Origin of the sequence: Paraburkholderia sp. NMBU_R16, assembly GCF_013282575.1 — a bacterium.
Taxonomy (GTDB): Bacteria; Pseudomonadota; Gammaproteobacteria; order Burkholderiales; family Burkholderiaceae; genus Trinickia.
The window spans coordinates 1-17,307 of the sequence record NZ_JAAAYE010000050.1 but is presented as its reverse complement, the minus strand read 5'-3'; the positions used below and the strand labels follow the sequence as shown (position 1 = coordinate 17,307).

The following is a 17,307-nucleotide window of genomic DNA, read 5'->3' as shown; positions in this document are numbered from 1 at the left end:
CTGATCACGAGCAATACCCGCGCATTCGAGCGTGTTTCCGGGGTTCGATTCGAAGCTTGGATATCGCCGCAAGCCTAGCTGCGCAAGCTGTTTCCCGCGCCACGACATGACAAATAAATCGACAGCCTCACACTTCGGCGATCTTCCGCTTGCGCCCGCCACGCTCGCCAATCTTGCTCAGCTCGGCTATGTCGACATGACGCCGATCCAAGCCGCGAGCCTGCCGATTGCGCTCGCGGGACAAGACCTGATCGCGCAAGCGAAGACGGGCAGCGGCAAGACCGCGGCGTTTGCGCTCGCGTTGCTCGCGAGGCTCGATGTAGGCCGCTTGGTCGTCCAGGCGATGGTGCTGTGCCCGACTCGCGAGCTGGCCGATCAGGTCACGCGGGAAATACGGCGTCTTGCGAGAGCCGAGGAAAACATCAAGGTGCTGACGTTGAGCGGCGGCACACCGATGCGTCCGCAAACGGCAAGCCTCGAACATGGCGCGCATATCGTCGTCGGCACACCGGGGCGCATCATCGATCATCTCGAGCGAGGCAGCCTGACGCTCGATACGCTGAATACGCTCGTACTCGACGAAGCAGACCGCATGCTCGACATGGGTTTCTTCGACGACATCGCGACTGTGGCGCGTCAATGTCCGGTGCAGCGCCAGACGCTGCTGTTTTCGGCGACGTACCCGGAAGGCATCGGCAAACTGAGCCAGCAATTCCTGCGCGACCCGAAAAAAGTGGTGCTCGAAGAGCGTCACGATGACAGCAAGATTCGCCAGCGCTTTTACGAAGTGACGGAGGACCAGCGGCTGCATGCGGTCGGGATGCTGTTGAATCACTTCCGTCCCGTGAGCACGCTTGCGTTTTGCAACACGAAGCAACAATGCCGGGATCTGCTCGATGTGCTGCGTGCGCAGGGCTTTCATGCACTGGCGTTGCATGGCGAACTCGAGCAGCGCGAACGCGATCAGGTGCTGATCCAGTTCGCGAATCGTAGCTGCTCGGTGCTCGTCGCCACCGATGTCGCCGCGCGCGGTCTCGACATCGCGGACCTCGAAGCGGTCATCAATGTGGACGTGACACCCGACGCCGAAGTACACGTGCATCGGATCGGCCGGACAGGCCGGGCGGACAAGGACGGCTGGGCACTGAGTCTCGCGAGCATGGATGAGATGGGGCGCGTCGGGAACATAGAACAGGCGCAAAAGCGCGAAGTGGAGTGGCACTCGCTTGCGGAGTTGACACCCGCAAGCACCGCGCCGTTGTTACCGCCGATGGAAACGCTCCAGATCCTCGGTGGACGCAAGGAGAAGATTCGGCCCGGCGACGTGCTGGGGGCGCTCACGGGCGAAGCGGGTTTTCGCGCCGAGCAGATCGGCAAGATCAATGTGACCGAGTTTTCGACATACGTGGCGATCGAACGCGGCGTTGCGCGTGATGCGTTGCACAAGCTAGGCGCAGGCAAGGTGAAGGGGAAGAAGGTGAAGGTCCGTTTGATGGACGAGTAATAACGACTCAAAGCCGACTCCCCAACTTTCGGTACCTGCTAACGATACGAAGCGTCGCAACTGTCATGGCGGGGCAGCCATCGCACTGTGCGTTGCGGTCGATCTCGTCGATAAATACGTCAAACACATGATTGCTTAGTAGGAGACCCGATCACTCGAGATCGGCCAAATGGCCAATCAGGGGCGTTGGCGTACCTCAGGCAGTTGCCTCTCGTGCGCGCACGATCTATACTGGACGTTAACGTAATTCGTACAAAATATGTTAAAGGTAACGGTGATGAGCGTGCGAGCCTGTGATGTTGTGCCGATCAGCGAAGCGCGGGCGCGGCTGACCGAGTTGGCCGACGAAGTAGTGGGCGGCGCGGAAAAGGTCCTCACTAAAAACGGAGCCTCCTTCGTTGCGCTCGTAGATGCCAAGAAGCTCGACTACTATCACGCGCTAGAGGCTGAGCACGCGAATCTGGTGTTACTTGATGAGGCGGAAGCAGGCTTGCGCGAGTTGCTGGACGGCCGATCGGTTGGCCCCGATGACTTGATGCGCGCGTTGACGACGCCGGCGAAGCTGTGACGGCGCGGGCAGTTGTCGAGGCGGCCCCCAACTTTCTTGCTACGCTTGACGAAGCGCGACGTTTCCTTGTCGAGCAGGATGCGGAGGCGGCGCCCGCGCGCTATGCTCAGCTCCAGGCGGAGCTTGTCGAGATGGTTCAGATGCTCGGTTGGTCGCCGGGGTGCGGCCGCTACGCGCGGTTCCTGGGGGCGCACTCGGCTCAAGGCAGGTTGCACCTAGCACGAGTGCAACGTCTTGCGGCCGATGCAGCACTGCCCGATCTGCGCGAATTCGTCCTGCAGCAATACGTGGTGCTCTACGCTCACTCATCGAAGCGCGTTGCGCTGCTGGCAATCAAACACCAGCGTGAACTCACTTATTCGGCATGACACTGGTGTGGTGGCGTTCGTGAGAAGGTAGCGACAAGCTTGCCATCGAAGATGGCGGTTGTTCCGTACTCAAAGCGCTTCGGCATCCGGCACCGTCAACACGAGATCCGTCTCGGCCATCGCGACGCATGGCAAGACAAAGCCCTCAGCCTTTTCCTCTTTCGTCAGTCCAGGCCACTCGATCCGGTATCTGACGCGGCCGCTCGCCAAACGACACATACAGGTGCGGCACGTCCCGTTGCGGCACGACCTGGGCAGTCTCAGCCGGGCGGCCGTAGCCGCCTCCAAAAGCGTCAAATGCGCGGGCGCATCGAATTCCCGGCCGAGCGGTTCGATGCGCACCGACGGATAGCGGGCTATGTCGGACATGAGTGGTTTAATTGCAAGCGGCGGAGCGCCGACTGATGGATTTTGCAGCGCAGCATACCTGACAAACGACACAAGACGACACGAGCCGATGCAACCGCGGTCTGAGACAAGCATCGCTGTGAAACTTGCTTGTCGCCGCAAAACGCCTAAAGTACATCCAACGGTCGGAATTCTGTCATTTTCCGCCGTGTCAGCCCGCGCTGTCTTCAAGAAGGCAGCAATCCCCGCACGGCGCGGTTCGGTGCTTTCGTCATGGCAAAGGCGAATCCCATGCAGATCAGTTTTCCGAACGAAATTCCCGAATATTCGGCGCGCGAGTTGACGCTGGCGTTCCCGGCACTCGTCGACGGGGAGCGTGTGCAATGCGAGATCACGGCAGAGGCGCTGGAAGACCACTTCGGCGCAGCCTCCCCGCGGCTCGAGGACATGGTCGGCGCCTTCGACGCGCATCGCGCGCGCATCGAAGCGGCAGCCCGCCGTTTACTGTCCGAGACGCGCGCCCAATGCGCCGTCCTGAGAAGCGGTTACGTACGCTTTTACGAAGCGAACGCCCGCGCCTGAAGCGCGGGGGACCGACGATTCACCGAATGCGCGCGGCCTTGTGCCGCGCGCATCGTCATTCCGAGCCGAGATAGAAGAATCGGAACAGAAAGACTGCCGCAATGATCCAGACGATGGCTTTCACTTGGCGAGCGCGCCCCGTAAACAGCTTCAGTCCGGCGTAGGAAATGAATCCGAACGCCACGCCATTGGCGATGGAATAAGTGAACGGCATCAGAAGCGCGGTCAACGCGGCCGGAACGACCTCGGTCGCATCGTCCCAGGGCAACTCGACGAGCTCGCGCAGCATCAGGCACGAGACATACAGCAGCGCGGGCGCCGTTGCGTAGCCCGGCACCACGCCGGCCAGCGGCGCAATGAAAAGGCAGGCAAGAAAGAGCACGGCGACCGTGATGGCCGTGACGCCGGTCCGGCCGCCGGCTTGGACGCCCGAGGCACTTTCGATATAGGCCGTGGTGGACGACGTGCCGAGCACCGAGCCGGCGACGATGGCGGTGCTGTCGGCCAGCAGCGCCTTGTTGAGCCGATCCATCTTGCCTTCGACGAGCAGCCCGGCCCGATTGGCCACGCCCATCAGCGTCCCGGTGGCATCGAACAACTCCACGAGGAAGAACACCAGAATGACATTGATGACCCCAGTCGACAGCGCACCGGCGATATCGAGGTGAAAGAGCGTTGCATCGATCGAGGGCGGCGGAGAAACGATGCCGTGGAACTGATTGCCGGCGAAGAAGAACGACAGCACCGTCACGGCGAGGATGCCGATGAGAATGGCACCGCGCACGCGCAGGAAGTCCAGCGTGACGATCAGGAAAAAGCCGATCGTGGCGAGGATGACGGGCGGCTTGTGCAGATCGCCGAGCGTTACCAGTGTGGCGGGATTGCCGACCACGATGCCGGCCGTTTTCAGCGAAATGATGGCAAGGAAGAGCCCAATGCCGCCTGTAATGGCGGCACGGATCGAGTGCGGAATGCCGCCCACGATCATTTCGCGCACGCGCAAGAGCGTGACGACGAGAAAAAGGCAACCCGAGATGAAAACGGCCCCAAGCGCGGCTTGCCACGTAAAGCCCATGCCTTTCACGACGGTATAGGCGAAATAGGCGTTGAGGCCCATGCCTGGCGCGCAGGCGATCGGGTAATTCGCATAAAGACCCATGATGAGCGTGGCCAGCGCCGAGACGAGGCAAGTGGCCACGAACACCGACTCCTTCGGCATGCCGGCATCGCCCAGAATGGCCGGATTGACGAAGATGATGTAAGCCATCGTCAGAAACGTGGTGAGTCCGGCAAGCAATTCGGTGCGCAGATTCGTGCCGGCTTCCTCGAAGCCGAAATACCGTTTTGCCGATTCCAGCAAGGGGAAGGCTTTCACTTGTTCCATGGACGCTGTGTCTCCTGATGCGGTGCGGTACGACGTCGAATGCGGTGGGTCCCACTGTACACAGCCGATATACCGATACCAGCTGCCAGGCGTAATAGCGACTATTTGAGCCGCGCCATCGCTCTCGCATCGAACATGCCCCGAAAATCAGGCGGCGCGCGCCCTAGCGGCGGCTGAGCAGGCTCTCCAGGACATCGATCGGGAGCGGGAAAACGATAGTGGAGTTTTTGTCGGCAGCGATTGTAGTGAGTGTTTGCAGATATCGCAATTGCATGGCCTGCGGCTGCCGAGCGAGCGTCTGCGCGGCTTGCAACAGTTTTTCCGACGCTTGCAGTTCGCCGTCCGCATGGATCACCTTGGCGCGGCGTTCGCGTTCGGCTTCGGCCTGGCGCGCGATGGCGCGAATCATCGTTTCGTTGATATCGACATGCTTGATTTCCACGGTCGAGACCTTGATTCCCCACGCGTCGGTCTGGGAATCGAGCGTCTTTTGAATATCGGCGTTCAATTGCTCGCGTTCCGCCAGCAGTTCGTCGAGCTCATGCTTGCCGAGAACGGCTCGCAGCGTCGTCTGCGCAAGCTGACTCGTCGCTTCGAAAAAGCGCGCGACCTGAATGACCGCCTTTTCGGGATCGACGACCCGGAAGTACACGACCGCATTGACTTTGACCGACACGTTGTCGCGAGTGATGACGTCTTGCGGCGGCACGTCGAAGACGATGGTGCGCAAATCCATACGTACGGCTTGCTGGATCACAGGGGCGATCAGTACGAGCCCGGGGCCTTTCACTTTCCAGAACCGGCCCAGCGTGAAGACCACTCCGCGTTCGTATTCTCGAAAAATACGGATCGAGGACGCAACGAGCACGATCGCGAACAGAATGAGCAGACTGCTGAAGCCGAAGGTAAATCCGATCATTACGATTCTCCTGTGGGGACGACGATCAGCACGAGCCCATCGCGGCGAGTGACGCGCACGCGCGTGCCAGCGGGCAGGGCGGCCTGTGCGCGTACGCGCCAGCGCTCGCCGTGTACGCGTGCCCATCCTGTCATTCCTTCGCTCTCGGGCGATCCGCTTAGCGCCGGCGACAGACCGTCGTCGATCACCTCGCCGACGCTGCCAATCATTGCCTCGGCTCCCGTTACGACGGGCCGGCGTCTCGCCTTGAGCGCGAACCGGGACATGAGGAAGACGAACGCGATGCCTGCCGTGAGCAGCGCGGCGATGACTGGCAATGGAATGCCGTAACCGGGGACGTCGGTATCGATCAGCATGAGCGCACCGGCCGCGAACGCGACGATGCCGCCAAAGCCGAGCGCGCCGAAGGTCGGCAGGAATGCTTCCGCGATCAGGAAGGCGATGCCGAGAAATACGAGTGCCAGGCCGGTGTAGTTGATCGGCAGCAGTTGCAGCGCAAAGAGGCCGATCAGCAGGGAAATTGCGCCGGCCACGCCGGGCAATACGAATCCTGGGTTTGCGAATTCGAAGAAAAGCCCGTACACCCCGATGGTCAGCAAGATCAGCGCAACGTTCGGATCGGTGATGACGGCAAGCAAGCGGCTGCGCCAGTCAGGCTCGAGGATGACGACGTTGGCATGCGATGTGGCGAGGCGGTGAGCGCCGGTCGAGGTCTCCACCGTACGACCGTTTGACTTCGCCAGCAGGTCTTGCAGGTCGTTCGCGATGAAATCGACGACGTGCTGTCCTGCGGCGTCGCCGGCAGGCAGGCTTGCCGCATAGCGGACCGCATGTTCGGCCCATTCGGCGTTGCGCCCACGCATTTGCGCGAGGCCGCGGATATAGGCCACAGCGTCTGCCATGCGCTTGCGCGCTTCTGTCGATTGCGTATCTGACGGCAACGGTGTGGACGCGGCGGAGGCAGCTTCGGTGTTCGCGTCGTTGGGACGGTCGCGCGGCGCTGCGGCGGGTGTGGGCGGCGATCCGGGGCTCCCGCCCACACCTATTTCGATCGGCGTGGCAGCGCCAAGGTTTGTGCCGGGAGCCATTGCCGCGATGTGGCTTGCATAGACGATATAGGTTCCCGCGCTCGCGGCGCGTGCGCCACTCGGGGCGACGTACGCGGCGACCGGCACCGGCGATGCCAGGATCGCCTTGATGATCTGACGCATCGACGTATCGAGCCCACCGGGGGTGTCCATCTCCAGGACGAAGAGTTCGGCCCGATCATGGGCCGCTCGGGCAAGGCCTCGCATGATGAAGTCCGCACTGGCCGGCCCAATGGCACCCGCCACCGTCGCGACGACGACTTCGTTCGCGTTGGCTGGCGTACCGGCGACTGCGCAAGCGAGGCACACCGCGAGCAAGGCGAGTGCCCTGCCGAACGGTATCGAAACGAATCGTGCCACGTGCGCGGGCGTCCCGGCAAACGGGCCGCGGGGGCGCTGCGGGAACAGGCGGGTTTCCATTTTTTTCATCCGGCGCCCTCCGAGACGCCGCCGCCGGCGGCGAAAGGCCGCGCAGCTAGCTAAAGCTTAGGATGGATCGGCACGCAGCGTAAGGGACAGTTCATAAAGCGCTGTATCGCTTCTGAGTTCCATGCATATTTCATTGGCGAATCGCGGGTGCCATGAGTAGCAGCACCGCGATCGATTTTCATATTGCGATGCCATAGGTTTACGTCTATAACGCATGGCAAGCCGCATTGGTGTTATGTTTAACGACCGTGCGCGGCACTAAAAAAGACAATCAGACCTTGTCGCACCTTCGCGCCTGCGAATCGAAGAGGCAAATACGGCTATGGCCGTTTCGGCCTCAACGCTTGCAGCGTCCTCTTTAGGGCAACGACCGTTGCGCCGGTCTTCTTCCGCCCTCGGGACACCTCGATTTTTTGTGGCACCACGAATACGAACGCTTTCTCCACCGCCGGTATTCCTGCCCGGATTCCGGTGGGGGATAACGCATTGTCATCGATTTCGCATCAAAACCGAATTTCATGAGGGGGCGAATCATGGCTACACCCATAGGACCGCTGTTCGCCGCAGGCAATCAGGTCATCACGAAGTCGGGGCATACGATCAGCTACTGGCCCGATGCTCACAACGAAATGCTTCAGCGCGCGGGACAGGCGCCGATTTACTACTGGCTTCCCGAACAGGTCATGCTCGCGAAAAAGGACAATGGCGACTACAAATTCGGAATGGTCCACTTCGTAGGTATTCGTTCGCATGACACGACGGTGGGTGAGTCGAGCGATGACAACGAGGTGGCCGGCGGTCTGCTGACGTTCTCGACGGTAGCCGCGCCGCCCGCCGATGTGCTGAACGAAGCGCATCAGCAACTGACGGACTTCGTGCGCAACAACAGCAATCCGCTGTGGGCTTATACGAGCCGGCTCACGCCGCAGTTCATCTTCGTGCCGATCGTCGACAACAATTGCGTGCTCTCGAATACGCTGCCGGGCGCGGACGGTGGCGTGCCCGCGGCGACCCCGGGGAAAAGCGGTGTTGCGGGCGCACCGCCCGTGATTTCGGCGCTTCGCTCGGCCCCTCCCATGCGCGCCATGCCGCGCAGCGTGCCCGTCAGCTACCGCGGCTCCAACATCGACCCGATGTACGTGCGGCTGGACGGACAGGGCAAAGGCACGATCGACCCGAACGCCGACAAGCCGTTCAGCGCGCTCTTGGGGAGCATTCCTGCCGCCGTCGTCTACAACGGCTTTCACATGGGCACCGCCCCGATGTTCGTGACGGAGAACATGCAAGTCCGGGTCGTGAGTCCGATGATGACGATCGACATCGTCGGCGACTGGGACCGCATTCAGCGGCACTTTTCGGCGGCCGCGCATGCGGGCGGCCTGATCTGGAGTGCCGACGTCAAGGTTCAGTTCGACAGCCTGCGCGAAAGCGGTGACATCGAAGTGCATACGTTCGTCGATCAATCGCTGCCTGGTGCGCAGCAGTTGCAGGACTACATGGACAAGCGCAGCGACCTGATCTTCAACAAGTTCATGGACGCGGCCAAGCAAGTGATCTTCGATCCCGCGCCATTCAACGAGCAGCCCGCGGAAGCGAGCAGCGGCCTGCTTGGTGGGATCTTCGGCGGTTTCGGCGGCGCATTGAAGGTCCGTCAGCAAGAAACGCATCTGCATCTCGAGTATCACGAGACGAAGGAAATGGCGTACCTGCAGCCCTATCAGGTCAACGGTACGCTCGATGGCATCGCCGATGCGATCAAGGCCGATCCGTCGAAAGAGAAGATCTACTTCACGAACGTCGACCTGACCGACTGGGACCGGAAGGTCTCACGAATCGTGAAGCCCGTCGTGAACTGGCCCGATCCGGCGCAGAAGTGGGTGGGGGAACCTGTGGCATTCATCTCCGTGCAGACAGGCTACCCGAACGCGGCAGGCGCGCTCGAATGGGACGGGCACGTCTTCGGCGCGGCTGACGGTGCGAACGCGCAATGGAACATGGCGGTTGCGATGAAGCAGGCGACGGACGTAACGAATGCGCCGGCCGGCTGGGCACCCGACAAGCTTTTCCTCAAGCGGCAGATCCACTTCACCGAGCCGCCGAGCGAATTCGAGAATCCGTTCGCGCGCGTCCAGGTCGAAAAGAATATCGTCGATCTCGATCCGACCGATCTCGGCACGCCCGATAACAACATCACCGTCGAGGTGCGCGTGGAGGAAGCGGGAACGTTGTCGGTGGGACCGATCTGCCTCGGTGCGACGCTGACCGACAACACGCAGTATGTCGAAGTCACGATGCGCGCGCTCGGCAAACGTGACGACGGCAAGGACCGCGATCCCGTGAAGTTCACGTTCAAGTACGACGATCAGGATCAGCCCCGCTATTGGCTCGTCTATACGGGGCAAAAAGGCTTCGTGCCGAAATTCGAGTATCAGGTGCGCGTTGTCGTGAAAGGTACCCTGTTCAGCCACGGCCAGGAGTGGTCGACCAAGACGCCGATATCGACCGGCGGCAGCGGCGGCTTGATGATTACGGTGCCGACACCGGACGATCCGAACGTCATCACGAAGGATGTGCCGCTGTCCGCATTCGCGCCTGCGCCGACGCAAGCGGCTGCCGGTGCTGCAGGAAGCACACCGGCCAAACCGCCTTCGACGCCACTGCATGCGGTACCGCCGCCCACCACGCCCGTGAGGGCCGGTGCCCAAGGGCGCGGGTATGACGACGTCTCCGGGTGGAACAGCGCGCCGCCGAAAACGGGGACCTCGTCGCGCGCGGCAGGCGCGGACGTCGACGGCCATGTGACGTTCGGCTCGTATCTGCCGTCGAAGAGCGCATGAAGGCACGATCATGTTCGTGCATCCCGCACCGCCTGCGACGCCAGTCTCGAGGCTGGGCTGGCGTCGCCTGATCGGGCCATCGGGCGAGCGGCTCCTCGTTCGTCCGGGTGATGGCGAGCCTTGCCTGTGTGTCCGGGAGAGCCTCTGTCTTGCCCGCGACGGCGCAGGGCGTCCGCGTGTAGCGTTGACGCTCGTGCTTGCGCGTGCACCCACGCCGGCCGATGCGTCGATCGCGCCGTTGGTCGTGGGCGGCTCGCTATCGATGATCTGCACGCTTGCCCCCGAGGCCGACGCGTTCGCGTATGCGGAGCAACGGCTGAGCGAGCCGTGCGCGGGCGTATTCATCCGTGCGGGCGCCGCGTTCTTGCGCGACGCGCAGCGCGTCTACCGGTCGTTTGCGCTGCTGGGGCGCGGCGATCGCATCGCGCTGGGTGCGTACCTCGGTGCGCACGAAGCCTTGGACGCGCTGCACGCATTCGACGGCACGCCCTCATCGCTGTGGGCCGGCGCGAAAATCGAGGGGCCGCAGCCGGTACCGATCCCCGCGACGACGCTCGATCAACTGCTCGGCGGCGTGCTCGACGGTCTCGACAGACGCGATTACATATCGCTTGTCATCACGCACGCCGACGGGACGACGCAGCGCGCGCCGTGGCTCGCCGCCAACTTGAAGACGGGCGATAGCGGAGCTTCGCGCGACGCGAAGCCCGGCATTGCGATGATCGCGATGTCGCATCAGTTCATGTCGATCCCGCAAGCCATGACGCCCGCCGCTGCGCACGCGCCTGCCGCGGCTTTGATTCCCGGCGGCGCGTCAGCGCACGGCACCCGCATCGACGACCATACGCAGTTCTGGCTATTGGCCGACGCCCATTTTCCTGTTACGCCGACGGACGGCGATAGCGATACGGCGGGACAACATCTGCCGCTGATCGACCAGCCGTCTGGCGGTTATTGGAAGGATGCGCTCGACGCGAGCATTTTTTGGTATGCGCCAACGTTCGAGCTTGTCATGCCGACGCCGCGCGACGACCCGGCGAGTGCATCGTTCGCATTCATCTATACGGCGACCGGTGCAACGCTGGGCGCGGGAGGATTGAAGCCTGGTGTCTCGGCGACGCTGCGGGTCACCGTCGCTGCGCAGATGCCGGCCGCCGCGACGGCAGCGCTTGCGTCCCTATCGAGTGCGTCGCGGCGACAGGTGCCGCTCGGCGGTTTGTGTGCCGCGCTCGAACTCACGTACCGTCAAAGCGGAGCCCAAACGCCATCGGTACAGCGTTTTCCCGGCACGGTCGTGCAAAACGGCAACGTGCTCGCGGTGTCGATCGCGCTGCTCGACGATTGGGCACGCCTGGCTTACAGCGCGCTCGCGTACCCGGGCGGTGACGGCGGCACCGCCGCGCGCCTCGTCATCGATTACACGTTTTCCGCCTATCAAAACGTGTTCGTCGGCTCCGACGTGCAGATCGTTGCCGGAGGCAAAGTGGTCGAAACGGCGGTCGTGCAAAGCCGCGCGGAGTTGCCGCCGGTGATCGACAGGCCGTTCGTCGTGGCGAAGGAATTGGCCGTGGTCGGACCCACGGCGTCTGTCAGCTATCACGTCGAGCAGCCGAACGCCGGCGCGCAGCGTGCGCCCGTCCTTTCAGCCATCGGGGTCCATGCCGTCGCTCCTGTGTCGAATGCGATCGGCAGTGTTCATGCCGTTGCGCCGCTGTCGGGTGGGGCGGGCAGCGTTCATACGGCAACGAGCATCGTTCCGGTCGTGCAGCCGGCGCCGATTCTGACACCGCAGATTCCCATCCGTCGGCGCCTGATGACGCGCTCGATGCTGCGCGAGAACGCGATCGACCTGGCGTTTCCTTGCGCACAGTACGGCACGCAATACGCGCAGCAAGGCTCTGACGGTCAGCTTGCCTCGGTCGGATGTCAGGACGCGTTCCGGCTCGGCGATACGCCGACAAAGGCATTCGCGGAAGTCGACGCGTTACATGACCCGGCGTACCGCGTCTATCGATCGCTGCAACAGCCCGGGCGTTTTCTCGTGATGCCAACCACGTATCGCGCTGGCCGGTATTCCCTCCTCGACGGCGACAAGGCGTTTCGCCCCATGCTGATGGTCTATGGCGTGCTCGACCCCGATCCGGCCAACGATCGTTACTTCATCGCCGCGACGCTCGTCGCCGATGTGTCCGCGTGCAAGATGGCGCTGTTGCGCCGCGCACTTTGCGATCAAGTGCCGGCCAATGTCGTGCCGAGCATCGTCTTGCCGACCGATCCGTTCGTCGGCGCAACGCTCTCTTATGCGTGGGCTGTGCCGGCCGGGGTGGCCACGCCCGAGTGTTTGAATGCCGTCGATGCGATTACGGTCACGATGTCTATGTCGATGACCGATGCGGCGATCTTGACCGCGCAGATCGAGCGCAACGGCGTGGACGGCAGTGTCACATTCACGTTGGCTGACGGCACGGTGTTCACCGCGGCGCTCAGTCTCTCCGGCGATGTCGTCGGACCCGCCGATACGGGGCCGGTCGTCGGCAAGTCCGCCAGCGGTCAATGGCGGTTGACGAACCGAACGCAGCAGCCCGTCAACGTGCTCGATGCGGCGTCGATCGACGCAAACGGCAACGTCGTCGTGGCGGCGATCAATGCGGTGCTGGCGCCCGGTGCGTCGATGCCCGTACAGGCCGCCGCGGGCACCGTAACGTTGCTGGCCGAAGCTCGGCTCGCTGCGGCGACGACGATCGACGAAGTCGATGTGTTCGTCGAAAACGTCACGGTGACGGTCACGTTCATCAATCAGGTGAACTTCGGCAATCATCAGCTGACCGCGCTGAGCGTGCGCGCGAAGATGAAGGCAAGCGATCACGTCGAGGAGACCGTACTGGGTGAAGCGGCGGTGGCGACGGTCACGTTCACGCTGCCGATCACGAACTATCTCGCACAGCAAGTGCTGCAGTTCATGCTTGTGAAGACGACGCCAAGCGCGACGACCGAGACCAGTTGGTGCGACTGGGATCTGAGTCGAGGCGCGGTGATTGGCATCACCGCCGATCGGCTGTGATGCGTTGACAACCTAAGGAGTAGCGGTCATGGGACAAGGACTCTCTCTGCACATCGGCTTGAACAGCGTCGATGCGTCGAAATACAACGGCTGGCCGGGCACGCTCGCGGGGTGTGTCAACGACGCCAACTCGATGCAGGCGATCGCTGTTGCCCAAGGATTTACGCCAACGCAGCTGATCACCGAGGCCGCGACGGCCGATGCGATTCTGACTGCGATCGGCCAGGCTGCGCGCGCGTTGAAATCGGGCGATACGTTCCTGATCAGTTATTCGGGGCACGGTGGCCGTGTGCCGGATCCGACCGGCGATTCCCCCGACGGCATGGACGACACATGGGTCGCGTACGATCGCATGGTGCTTGGGCACGAGCTCTACAACATGTGGAGTCAGTTCCAGAGCGGTGTGCGCATCGAAGTGTATTCGGACAGTTGCCATAGCGGCACGGTGATCCGCGATCTGATCGTGACGAACAACCTGCCTTTCCTCAGTGCGCCCACGTCGATGCCGCTGCGCGGCGTGTCGCGGCGCGGGAACGATCGAGCGGCGCAGGCATTCAACACCGTGTATGCCGCCGCGATTACGCAGGAGCGGGCGGTACGCGATGGTCCGGAGAAACTGGCGCCGGTGTTCGGACGCTCGATTCCCTCGGAGCTTGCGCTGCAGCTTTACAACAGCAACTTGCAGGCGTATGCAGCGCGGCAATGGGCAACGGCGCGAGGCGAGCCAACGGCCACCGTCATTCTGATCTCGGGTTGTCAGGACAATCAGGTGTCGCAGGACGGCGAGCGCAACGGCTTGTTCACGGAGAAGCTCTTGAATGTCTGGAACAGCGGGGCATTTACGGGGAACCTTCCGCAGTTTCACAAGGCGATCGTTGCGCTGATGCCGGCGACGCAAACACCGAACTACTTCTCGGTCGGGCCGGACGATGCCGCTTTTACCGCGGCGCGGCCGCTGACGCCCGTGACGGCGGCGGGCACGGGCGATACCTCGCAACAGCCTGCCACCCAGCAGACGGCACCGGCGATCACAGGACCGGGTTCGGTCCAGCGCGGCGCGCAGCCGCCGACGTTTCAGGTGACGACCGGTTCGAACCGCTATTACGCCGTGGAGCTGGCGGCCGACCCCGCGCTTTTCGGCGATAGCAACGCGCGCCAATCGTCGAACTTTTATGCTTCGTGGAACGATTCCGATGCGCAAGCGCGGATGACGGATCCGAGTTACACGCTATCGAGTGCGGCATGGGATGCGCTATCGCCGAATGACAAACTCTATTATCGGGTTCTGTCGACGTCGAGCGCCGATCCACAATCGTGGGATAACTACATGGTATCGGTGACCGATGGAGATGCAGCGGCGGCGGCGCCATCGTTCTCGGTGCTCGCGAGCGATACGTCGACGGACACGACGGAGGCGGGGGCGCAGGACACGGCTGTTACGGCCTAGTTCGGCTGCGGGGAGTGCGAGAAGAGTGAGAAAGCGCCGGTTTGCCGGCGCTTTCTTTCATCTGAAGCCGCTTAATGCGAGCGTTGAATGCCGGGGTACGGTCATCGGTTGGTCGAAGACCGACCTACCGCTTGTCGGTCATCCGCTCCCATCCGTGCCGAACAGCGGCCTTGAAGCGCTCCCAGGCGCTTTCCGGATAGCGTGTTTCCCAATGTTTGCGCGCATGGGCCTCGACTTGAGACCAATCGCGTCCGTGATTTTGTTCGTCCTGCGCGACCGACATGCCGTGGATATATGCGCGGCGATAGTCATCGTAGGGCGCGTCTGCATTCGCATAACGGCTGTCATAGTCTCGGCGGAATTCTTCGTCGTATTCACTATCGTCGCTGAACGGCGTATCCATGCCCGGGTCGCCGGCGTATCCGGCACCGGGGGTGTACTGTGATCCCGACGCCTTCACCCCCTCGTCGCGCCATCGATCTGAATCAGACGGACTGCCTTCCGACTCGCGAGCCGTGCCAGCAGACTGCGGCTCTCTCTCGAAGACGTCAGAAGCATCGCCTGGAACGCCAGAGGAGAGGCCCGGTTGCCCGGGTTCGTTGCTGCGAAGGGGCGTGCGGTCATCCGTGCGCGTCGATACTTGCTGCATGCGGCTGCTCGGAGCCGGCATCGATGAGGGTGTGGCATGAGGCGTCGGCGTTCCGCCAGCAGCGGGAATATTGCCGACGGAGGCCGCGGTTCCTTCGGTCGTATTCGTCGATTGGTGCTGTTGCTGCCCGAGCGACTGCTGCGGCGCGGATGCCAGCGGCGACTCCGTCCGGCTCGTCATCGTGCGCTCTTCATCCTGTGCCCGCCGCGACTGTTCGTCCAGGCGATCGCGCCACGCTTTGGCTCGTTCTGCGATGTCGTCCGCACCGGTCCGGCGCATGACGTCGCACGCGAGATCGGTTTGCACTTCCGGTACATCGACGCTGACGATCGCGCCGCCTCGCCGTATGACTTCTCGATAATCTTCCGTCTCGGGCGGATACTCGCCGGGCTTGAAAAGCCTGGAGAACAATTGTTCGAGTTGATCGAAGACCGGCTTTTCGCGGCGCACCTCGGTTCCCCCGGGAGCGTAGACGCGCGGGCCGCCGGTGGACGACGTGCCAACCGAAGCCGCGTAAATCGAAATGTCGGCCTGCGACAGACCGGCTTCAGTCAGCGCACGCTGTGCCGCGCACGCATCGGCATAGCCGTCATAAACCCCTACGACGGTTTGTCTCATGATCGCCTCCTCCCGGCTTGGCTACGGCCTATCCGTATCCGGATGGTGGGATAGCCGCAACGGACGTGCCTATATCGGTCAGAGGAAAATTGCTTTTCGAGCTTGCTTTTCGAGCTTGCTTTTTCGAGCGGGCCATTCGCGCTCACAGGGGTATGATCGTGCTTTAAATCAGCTCGATCCGGCATGCTCGCGCTCAAACTGACGCTTGTTCCGCTCTTCTTGGCTATCGTTTCAATGTCGGGCAGGTGGTGGGGGCCGTCGATTGCTGGATGGTTAGCCGGTTTACCCGTAGTCGCCGGGCCGATATTGTTCATCCTTGTGCTCACGCATGGCCCTGTCTTCGGCGCGCATGCTGCTACGCTTTCCCTCTCTGCGATCCTCGCATCGGAAGCATTCAATTTCGCCTATGCGTGGAGCTGTCGCTCCCATTCGTGGCCGATAGCGTTAGCTGCCGGCCTGGTTACGTGGTTCATGTCTGCGTGCGGGTTGTCGATCCTGCCGGCATCGCCTGCCTGGGCCATCACCGCAGCCCTCGCTGCTGTGAGCTTCGGCCAGTTCTTCTTACCGCGCAGTTCGTCCAGCGCCGCAGGCGCAGCGCTTCAGCGCTCCGACTTGATCGGTCGGATGGTTGCAGGCGCGGTCCTGTCGCTGCTGGTTACTTCCTTGTCTGGTCGACTGGGCGCCGCTTGGAGCGGTTTGCTCGCGGTCTTTCCGCTGCTCGGAATCGTCTTGTCGGTCTCATCGCACCGCGCGTATGGACCAGACTTTGTGATTTCGCTGCTGCGAGGCATGGTACTCGGCAGATTCTCGTTTGCGGCTTTTTGCTTGCTGCTCGCGTTCTCGTTGCCTTATCAGCATCCGGCTGTGGCGTTCTCGGAGGCGTCACTGTTGGCGATGATCGTGCAGTGGGGCACCAGGCGATTAGCAACCATGCCGCGCGCAAAGAGTTCGGCGACGAACGTCGTTGCTACCGATTGAGTCGAGCGAGGTTCCTAGCGATCGCCCTGCTTAAAAGATGGACCGCTTGCTCAGGGTGGTCAACCATTCGAGGGACAACGTGCCGGCGAGTGAATTGCCATTGGCATCGAGCCCGGGCTGGAGTTGACCCGGTTTCGTGGACACCTATCCTTTGGAACAGGAGGTGCCTGCCATGGGAAAGCACCACAACCCCTACGCGCCGGAATTTCGGGCGCAGATGGTCGAGTTGGTCAAAGCCGGCCGCTCGCCAGAAGAGCTTGCGCGCGAGTTCGAGCCGACAGCGCAAACGATCTACAACTGGGTGGCACAAGCCGATCTCGACACCGGCAAACGGCATGACGGCTTGACGACGGCGGAGCGCGAAGAGCTGACGCGCTTGCGCCGCAAGGTTCGCCAACTTGAGCTTGAACGAGAGATCCTCTCAAAAGCCGCGGCCTGGTTTGCACGGGAGACCGGAACGGTGCCCGAAAAGGGTTCGAATTCATGAAAGCGAACCAGGCCACATTGCCCATTGCGACGATGGCGCG

The 17,307-nt window shown here is 62.4% G+C and carries 14 protein-coding genes; 9 read left to right on the top strand and 5 right to left on the bottom strand.

Annotation, left to right across the window (positions count from 1 at the left end; all coding sequences use genetic code 11):
- The first annotated feature begins 106 nt into the window (after positions 1–106).
- From dbpA to GWC77_RS21645, 3 genes are all read left to right on the top strand, one after another.
- Positions 107–1,504, top strand: coding sequence for an ATP-dependent RNA helicase DbpA (gene dbpA, locus GWC77_RS21655; RefSeq protein ID WP_173260212.1), 1,398 nt, complete (start codon positions 107–109; stop codon positions 1,502–1,504).
- Between the two features lie 277 nt (positions 1,505–1,781).
- Positions 1,782–2,072, top strand: coding sequence for a type II toxin-antitoxin system Phd/YefM family antitoxin (locus GWC77_RS21650; protein ID WP_173260211.1), 291 nt, complete (start codon positions 1,782–1,784; stop codon positions 2,070–2,072).
- Positions 2,069–2,440 carry a hypothetical protein gene (locus tag GWC77_RS21645; protein WP_173260210.1) on the top strand — a complete coding sequence of 124 codons (372 nt, stop codon included), beginning with the start codon at positions 2,069–2,071 and terminating at the stop codon, positions 2,438–2,440. Before GWC77_RS21650 ends, GWC77_RS21645 begins: the two co-directional genes overlap by 4 nt.
- Positions 2,441–2,509: 69 nt before the next feature.
- On the opposite strand, the gene GWC77_RS21640 is transcribed toward GWC77_RS21645, so the two are convergent.
- Positions 2,510–2,809, bottom strand: coding sequence for a 2Fe-2S iron-sulfur cluster-binding protein (locus tag GWC77_RS21640; RefSeq protein WP_173260209.1), 300 nt, complete (start codon positions 2,807–2,809; stop codon positions 2,510–2,512).
- A gap of 270 nt (positions 2,810–3,079) precedes the next feature.
- On the opposite strand from GWC77_RS21640, the gene GWC77_RS21635 reads away from it, so the two are divergent.
- Positions 3,080–3,370 (top strand): DUF1488 domain-containing protein, encoded by a 291-nt coding sequence (locus GWC77_RS21635; protein WP_173260208.1) that lies wholly within the window; start codon positions 3,080–3,082, stop codon positions 3,368–3,370.
- 55 nt (positions 3,371–3,425) lie between these two features.
- On the opposite strand, the gene GWC77_RS21630 is transcribed toward GWC77_RS21635, so the two are convergent.
- From GWC77_RS21630 to GWC77_RS21620, 3 genes are all read right to left on the bottom strand, one after another.
- Complete coding sequence (locus tag GWC77_RS21630) at positions 3,426–4,727, bottom strand: NCS2 family permease (RefSeq protein WP_173260232.1); 1,302 nt, start codon at positions 4,725–4,727, stop codon at positions 3,426–3,428.
- Positions 4,728–4,917: 190 nt separating this feature from the next.
- Positions 4,918–5,673: a slipin family protein gene (locus tag GWC77_RS21625; protein ID WP_173260207.1), complete on the bottom strand. Its 756-nt coding sequence runs from the start codon at positions 5,671–5,673 to the stop codon at positions 4,918–4,920.
- Positions 5,673–7,181, bottom strand: a complete 1,509-nt coding sequence (locus GWC77_RS21620) for a nodulation protein NfeD (RefSeq protein ID WP_173260206.1) — start codon at positions 7,179–7,181, stop codon at positions 5,673–5,675. Before GWC77_RS21620 ends, GWC77_RS21625 begins: the two co-directional genes overlap by 1 nt.
- 542 nt (positions 7,182–7,723) lie before the next feature.
- On the opposite strand from GWC77_RS21620, the gene GWC77_RS21615 reads away from it, so the two are divergent.
- From GWC77_RS21615 to GWC77_RS21605, 3 genes are read left to right on the top strand one after another with little or no spacing between them, the layout of a single operon-like run.
- Positions 7,724–10,027 (top strand): hypothetical protein, encoded by a 2,304-nt coding sequence (locus tag GWC77_RS21615; protein WP_173260205.1) that lies wholly within the window; start codon positions 7,724–7,726, stop codon positions 10,025–10,027.
- Positions 10,028–10,037: 10 nt separating this feature from the next.
- Complete coding sequence (locus GWC77_RS21610; RefSeq protein ID WP_173260204.1) at positions 10,038–13,088, top strand: hypothetical protein; 3,051 nt, start codon at positions 10,038–10,040, stop codon at positions 13,086–13,088.
- Between the two features lie 28 nt (positions 13,089–13,116).
- Positions 13,117–14,535 (top strand): caspase family protein, encoded by a 1,419-nt coding sequence (locus tag GWC77_RS21605; RefSeq protein ID WP_173260203.1) that lies wholly within the window; start codon positions 13,117–13,119, stop codon positions 14,533–14,535.
- Positions 14,536–14,659: 124 nt separating this feature from the next.
- On the opposite strand, the gene GWC77_RS21600 is transcribed toward GWC77_RS21605, so the two are convergent.
- Positions 14,660–15,802, bottom strand: coding sequence for a hypothetical protein (locus GWC77_RS21600; RefSeq protein WP_173260202.1), 1,143 nt, complete (start codon positions 15,800–15,802; stop codon positions 14,660–14,662).
- Between the two features lie 183 nt (positions 15,803–15,985).
- Here GWC77_RS21600 and GWC77_RS21595 point away from each other — a divergent pair, with 183 nt between their 5' ends.
- Positions 15,986–16,780 carry a hypothetical protein gene (locus GWC77_RS21595; RefSeq protein ID WP_173260201.1) on the top strand — a complete coding sequence of 265 codons (795 nt, stop codon included), beginning with the start codon at positions 15,986–15,988 and terminating at the stop codon, positions 16,778–16,780.
- 172 nt (positions 16,781–16,952) lie between these two features.
- The gene (locus tag GWC77_RS21590) at positions 16,953–17,267 is read left to right on the top strand and encodes a transposase (protein WP_173260200.1); all 315 of its coding nucleotides are present in this window, start codon (positions 16,953–16,955) and stop codon (positions 17,265–17,267) included.
- Positions 17,268–17,307: the final 40 nt, after the last annotated feature.

What these genes read in the sequence shown, in the direction of transcription:
- dbpA (WP_173260212.1), top strand. Translation starts at nt 107, where the DNA reads ATGACAAATAAATCGACAGCCTCACACTTCGGCGATCTTCCGCTTGCG.
- GWC77_RS21650 (WP_173260211.1), top strand. Translation starts at nt 1,782, where the DNA reads ATGAGCGTGCGAGCCTGTGATGTTGTGCCGATCAGCGAAGCGCGGGCG.
- GWC77_RS21640 (WP_173260209.1), bottom strand. Translation starts at nt 2,809, where the DNA reads ATGTCCGACATAGCCCGCTATCCGTCGGTGCGCATCGAACCGCTCGGC.
- GWC77_RS21635 (WP_173260208.1), top strand. Translation starts at nt 3,080, where the DNA reads ATGCAGATCAGTTTTCCGAACGAAATTCCCGAATATTCGGCGCGCGAG.
- GWC77_RS21625 (WP_173260207.1), bottom strand. Translation starts at nt 5,673, where the DNA reads ATGATCGGATTTACCTTCGGCTTCAGCAGTCTGCTCATTCTGTTCGCG.
- GWC77_RS21620 (WP_173260206.1), bottom strand. Translation starts at nt 7,181, where the DNA reads ATGGAAACCCGCCTGTTCCCGCAGCGCCCCCGCGGCCCGTTTGCCGGG.
- GWC77_RS21615 (WP_173260205.1), top strand. Translation starts at nt 7,724, where the DNA reads ATGGCTACACCCATAGGACCGCTGTTCGCCGCAGGCAATCAGGTCATC.
- GWC77_RS21610 (WP_173260204.1), top strand. Translation starts at nt 10,038, where the DNA reads ATGTTCGTGCATCCCGCACCGCCTGCGACGCCAGTCTCGAGGCTGGGC.
- GWC77_RS21605 (WP_173260203.1), top strand. Translation starts at nt 13,117, where the DNA reads ATGGGACAAGGACTCTCTCTGCACATCGGCTTGAACAGCGTCGATGCG.
- GWC77_RS21600 (WP_173260202.1), bottom strand. Translation starts at nt 15,802, where the DNA reads ATGAGACAAACCGTCGTAGGGGTTTATGACGGCTATGCCGATGCGTGC.
- GWC77_RS21595 (WP_173260201.1), top strand. Translation starts at nt 15,986, where the DNA reads ATGCTCGCGCTCAAACTGACGCTTGTTCCGCTCTTCTTGGCTATCGTT.
- GWC77_RS21590 (WP_173260200.1), top strand. Translation starts at nt 16,953, where the DNA reads ATGGGAAAGCACCACAACCCCTACGCGCCGGAATTTCGGGCGCAGATG.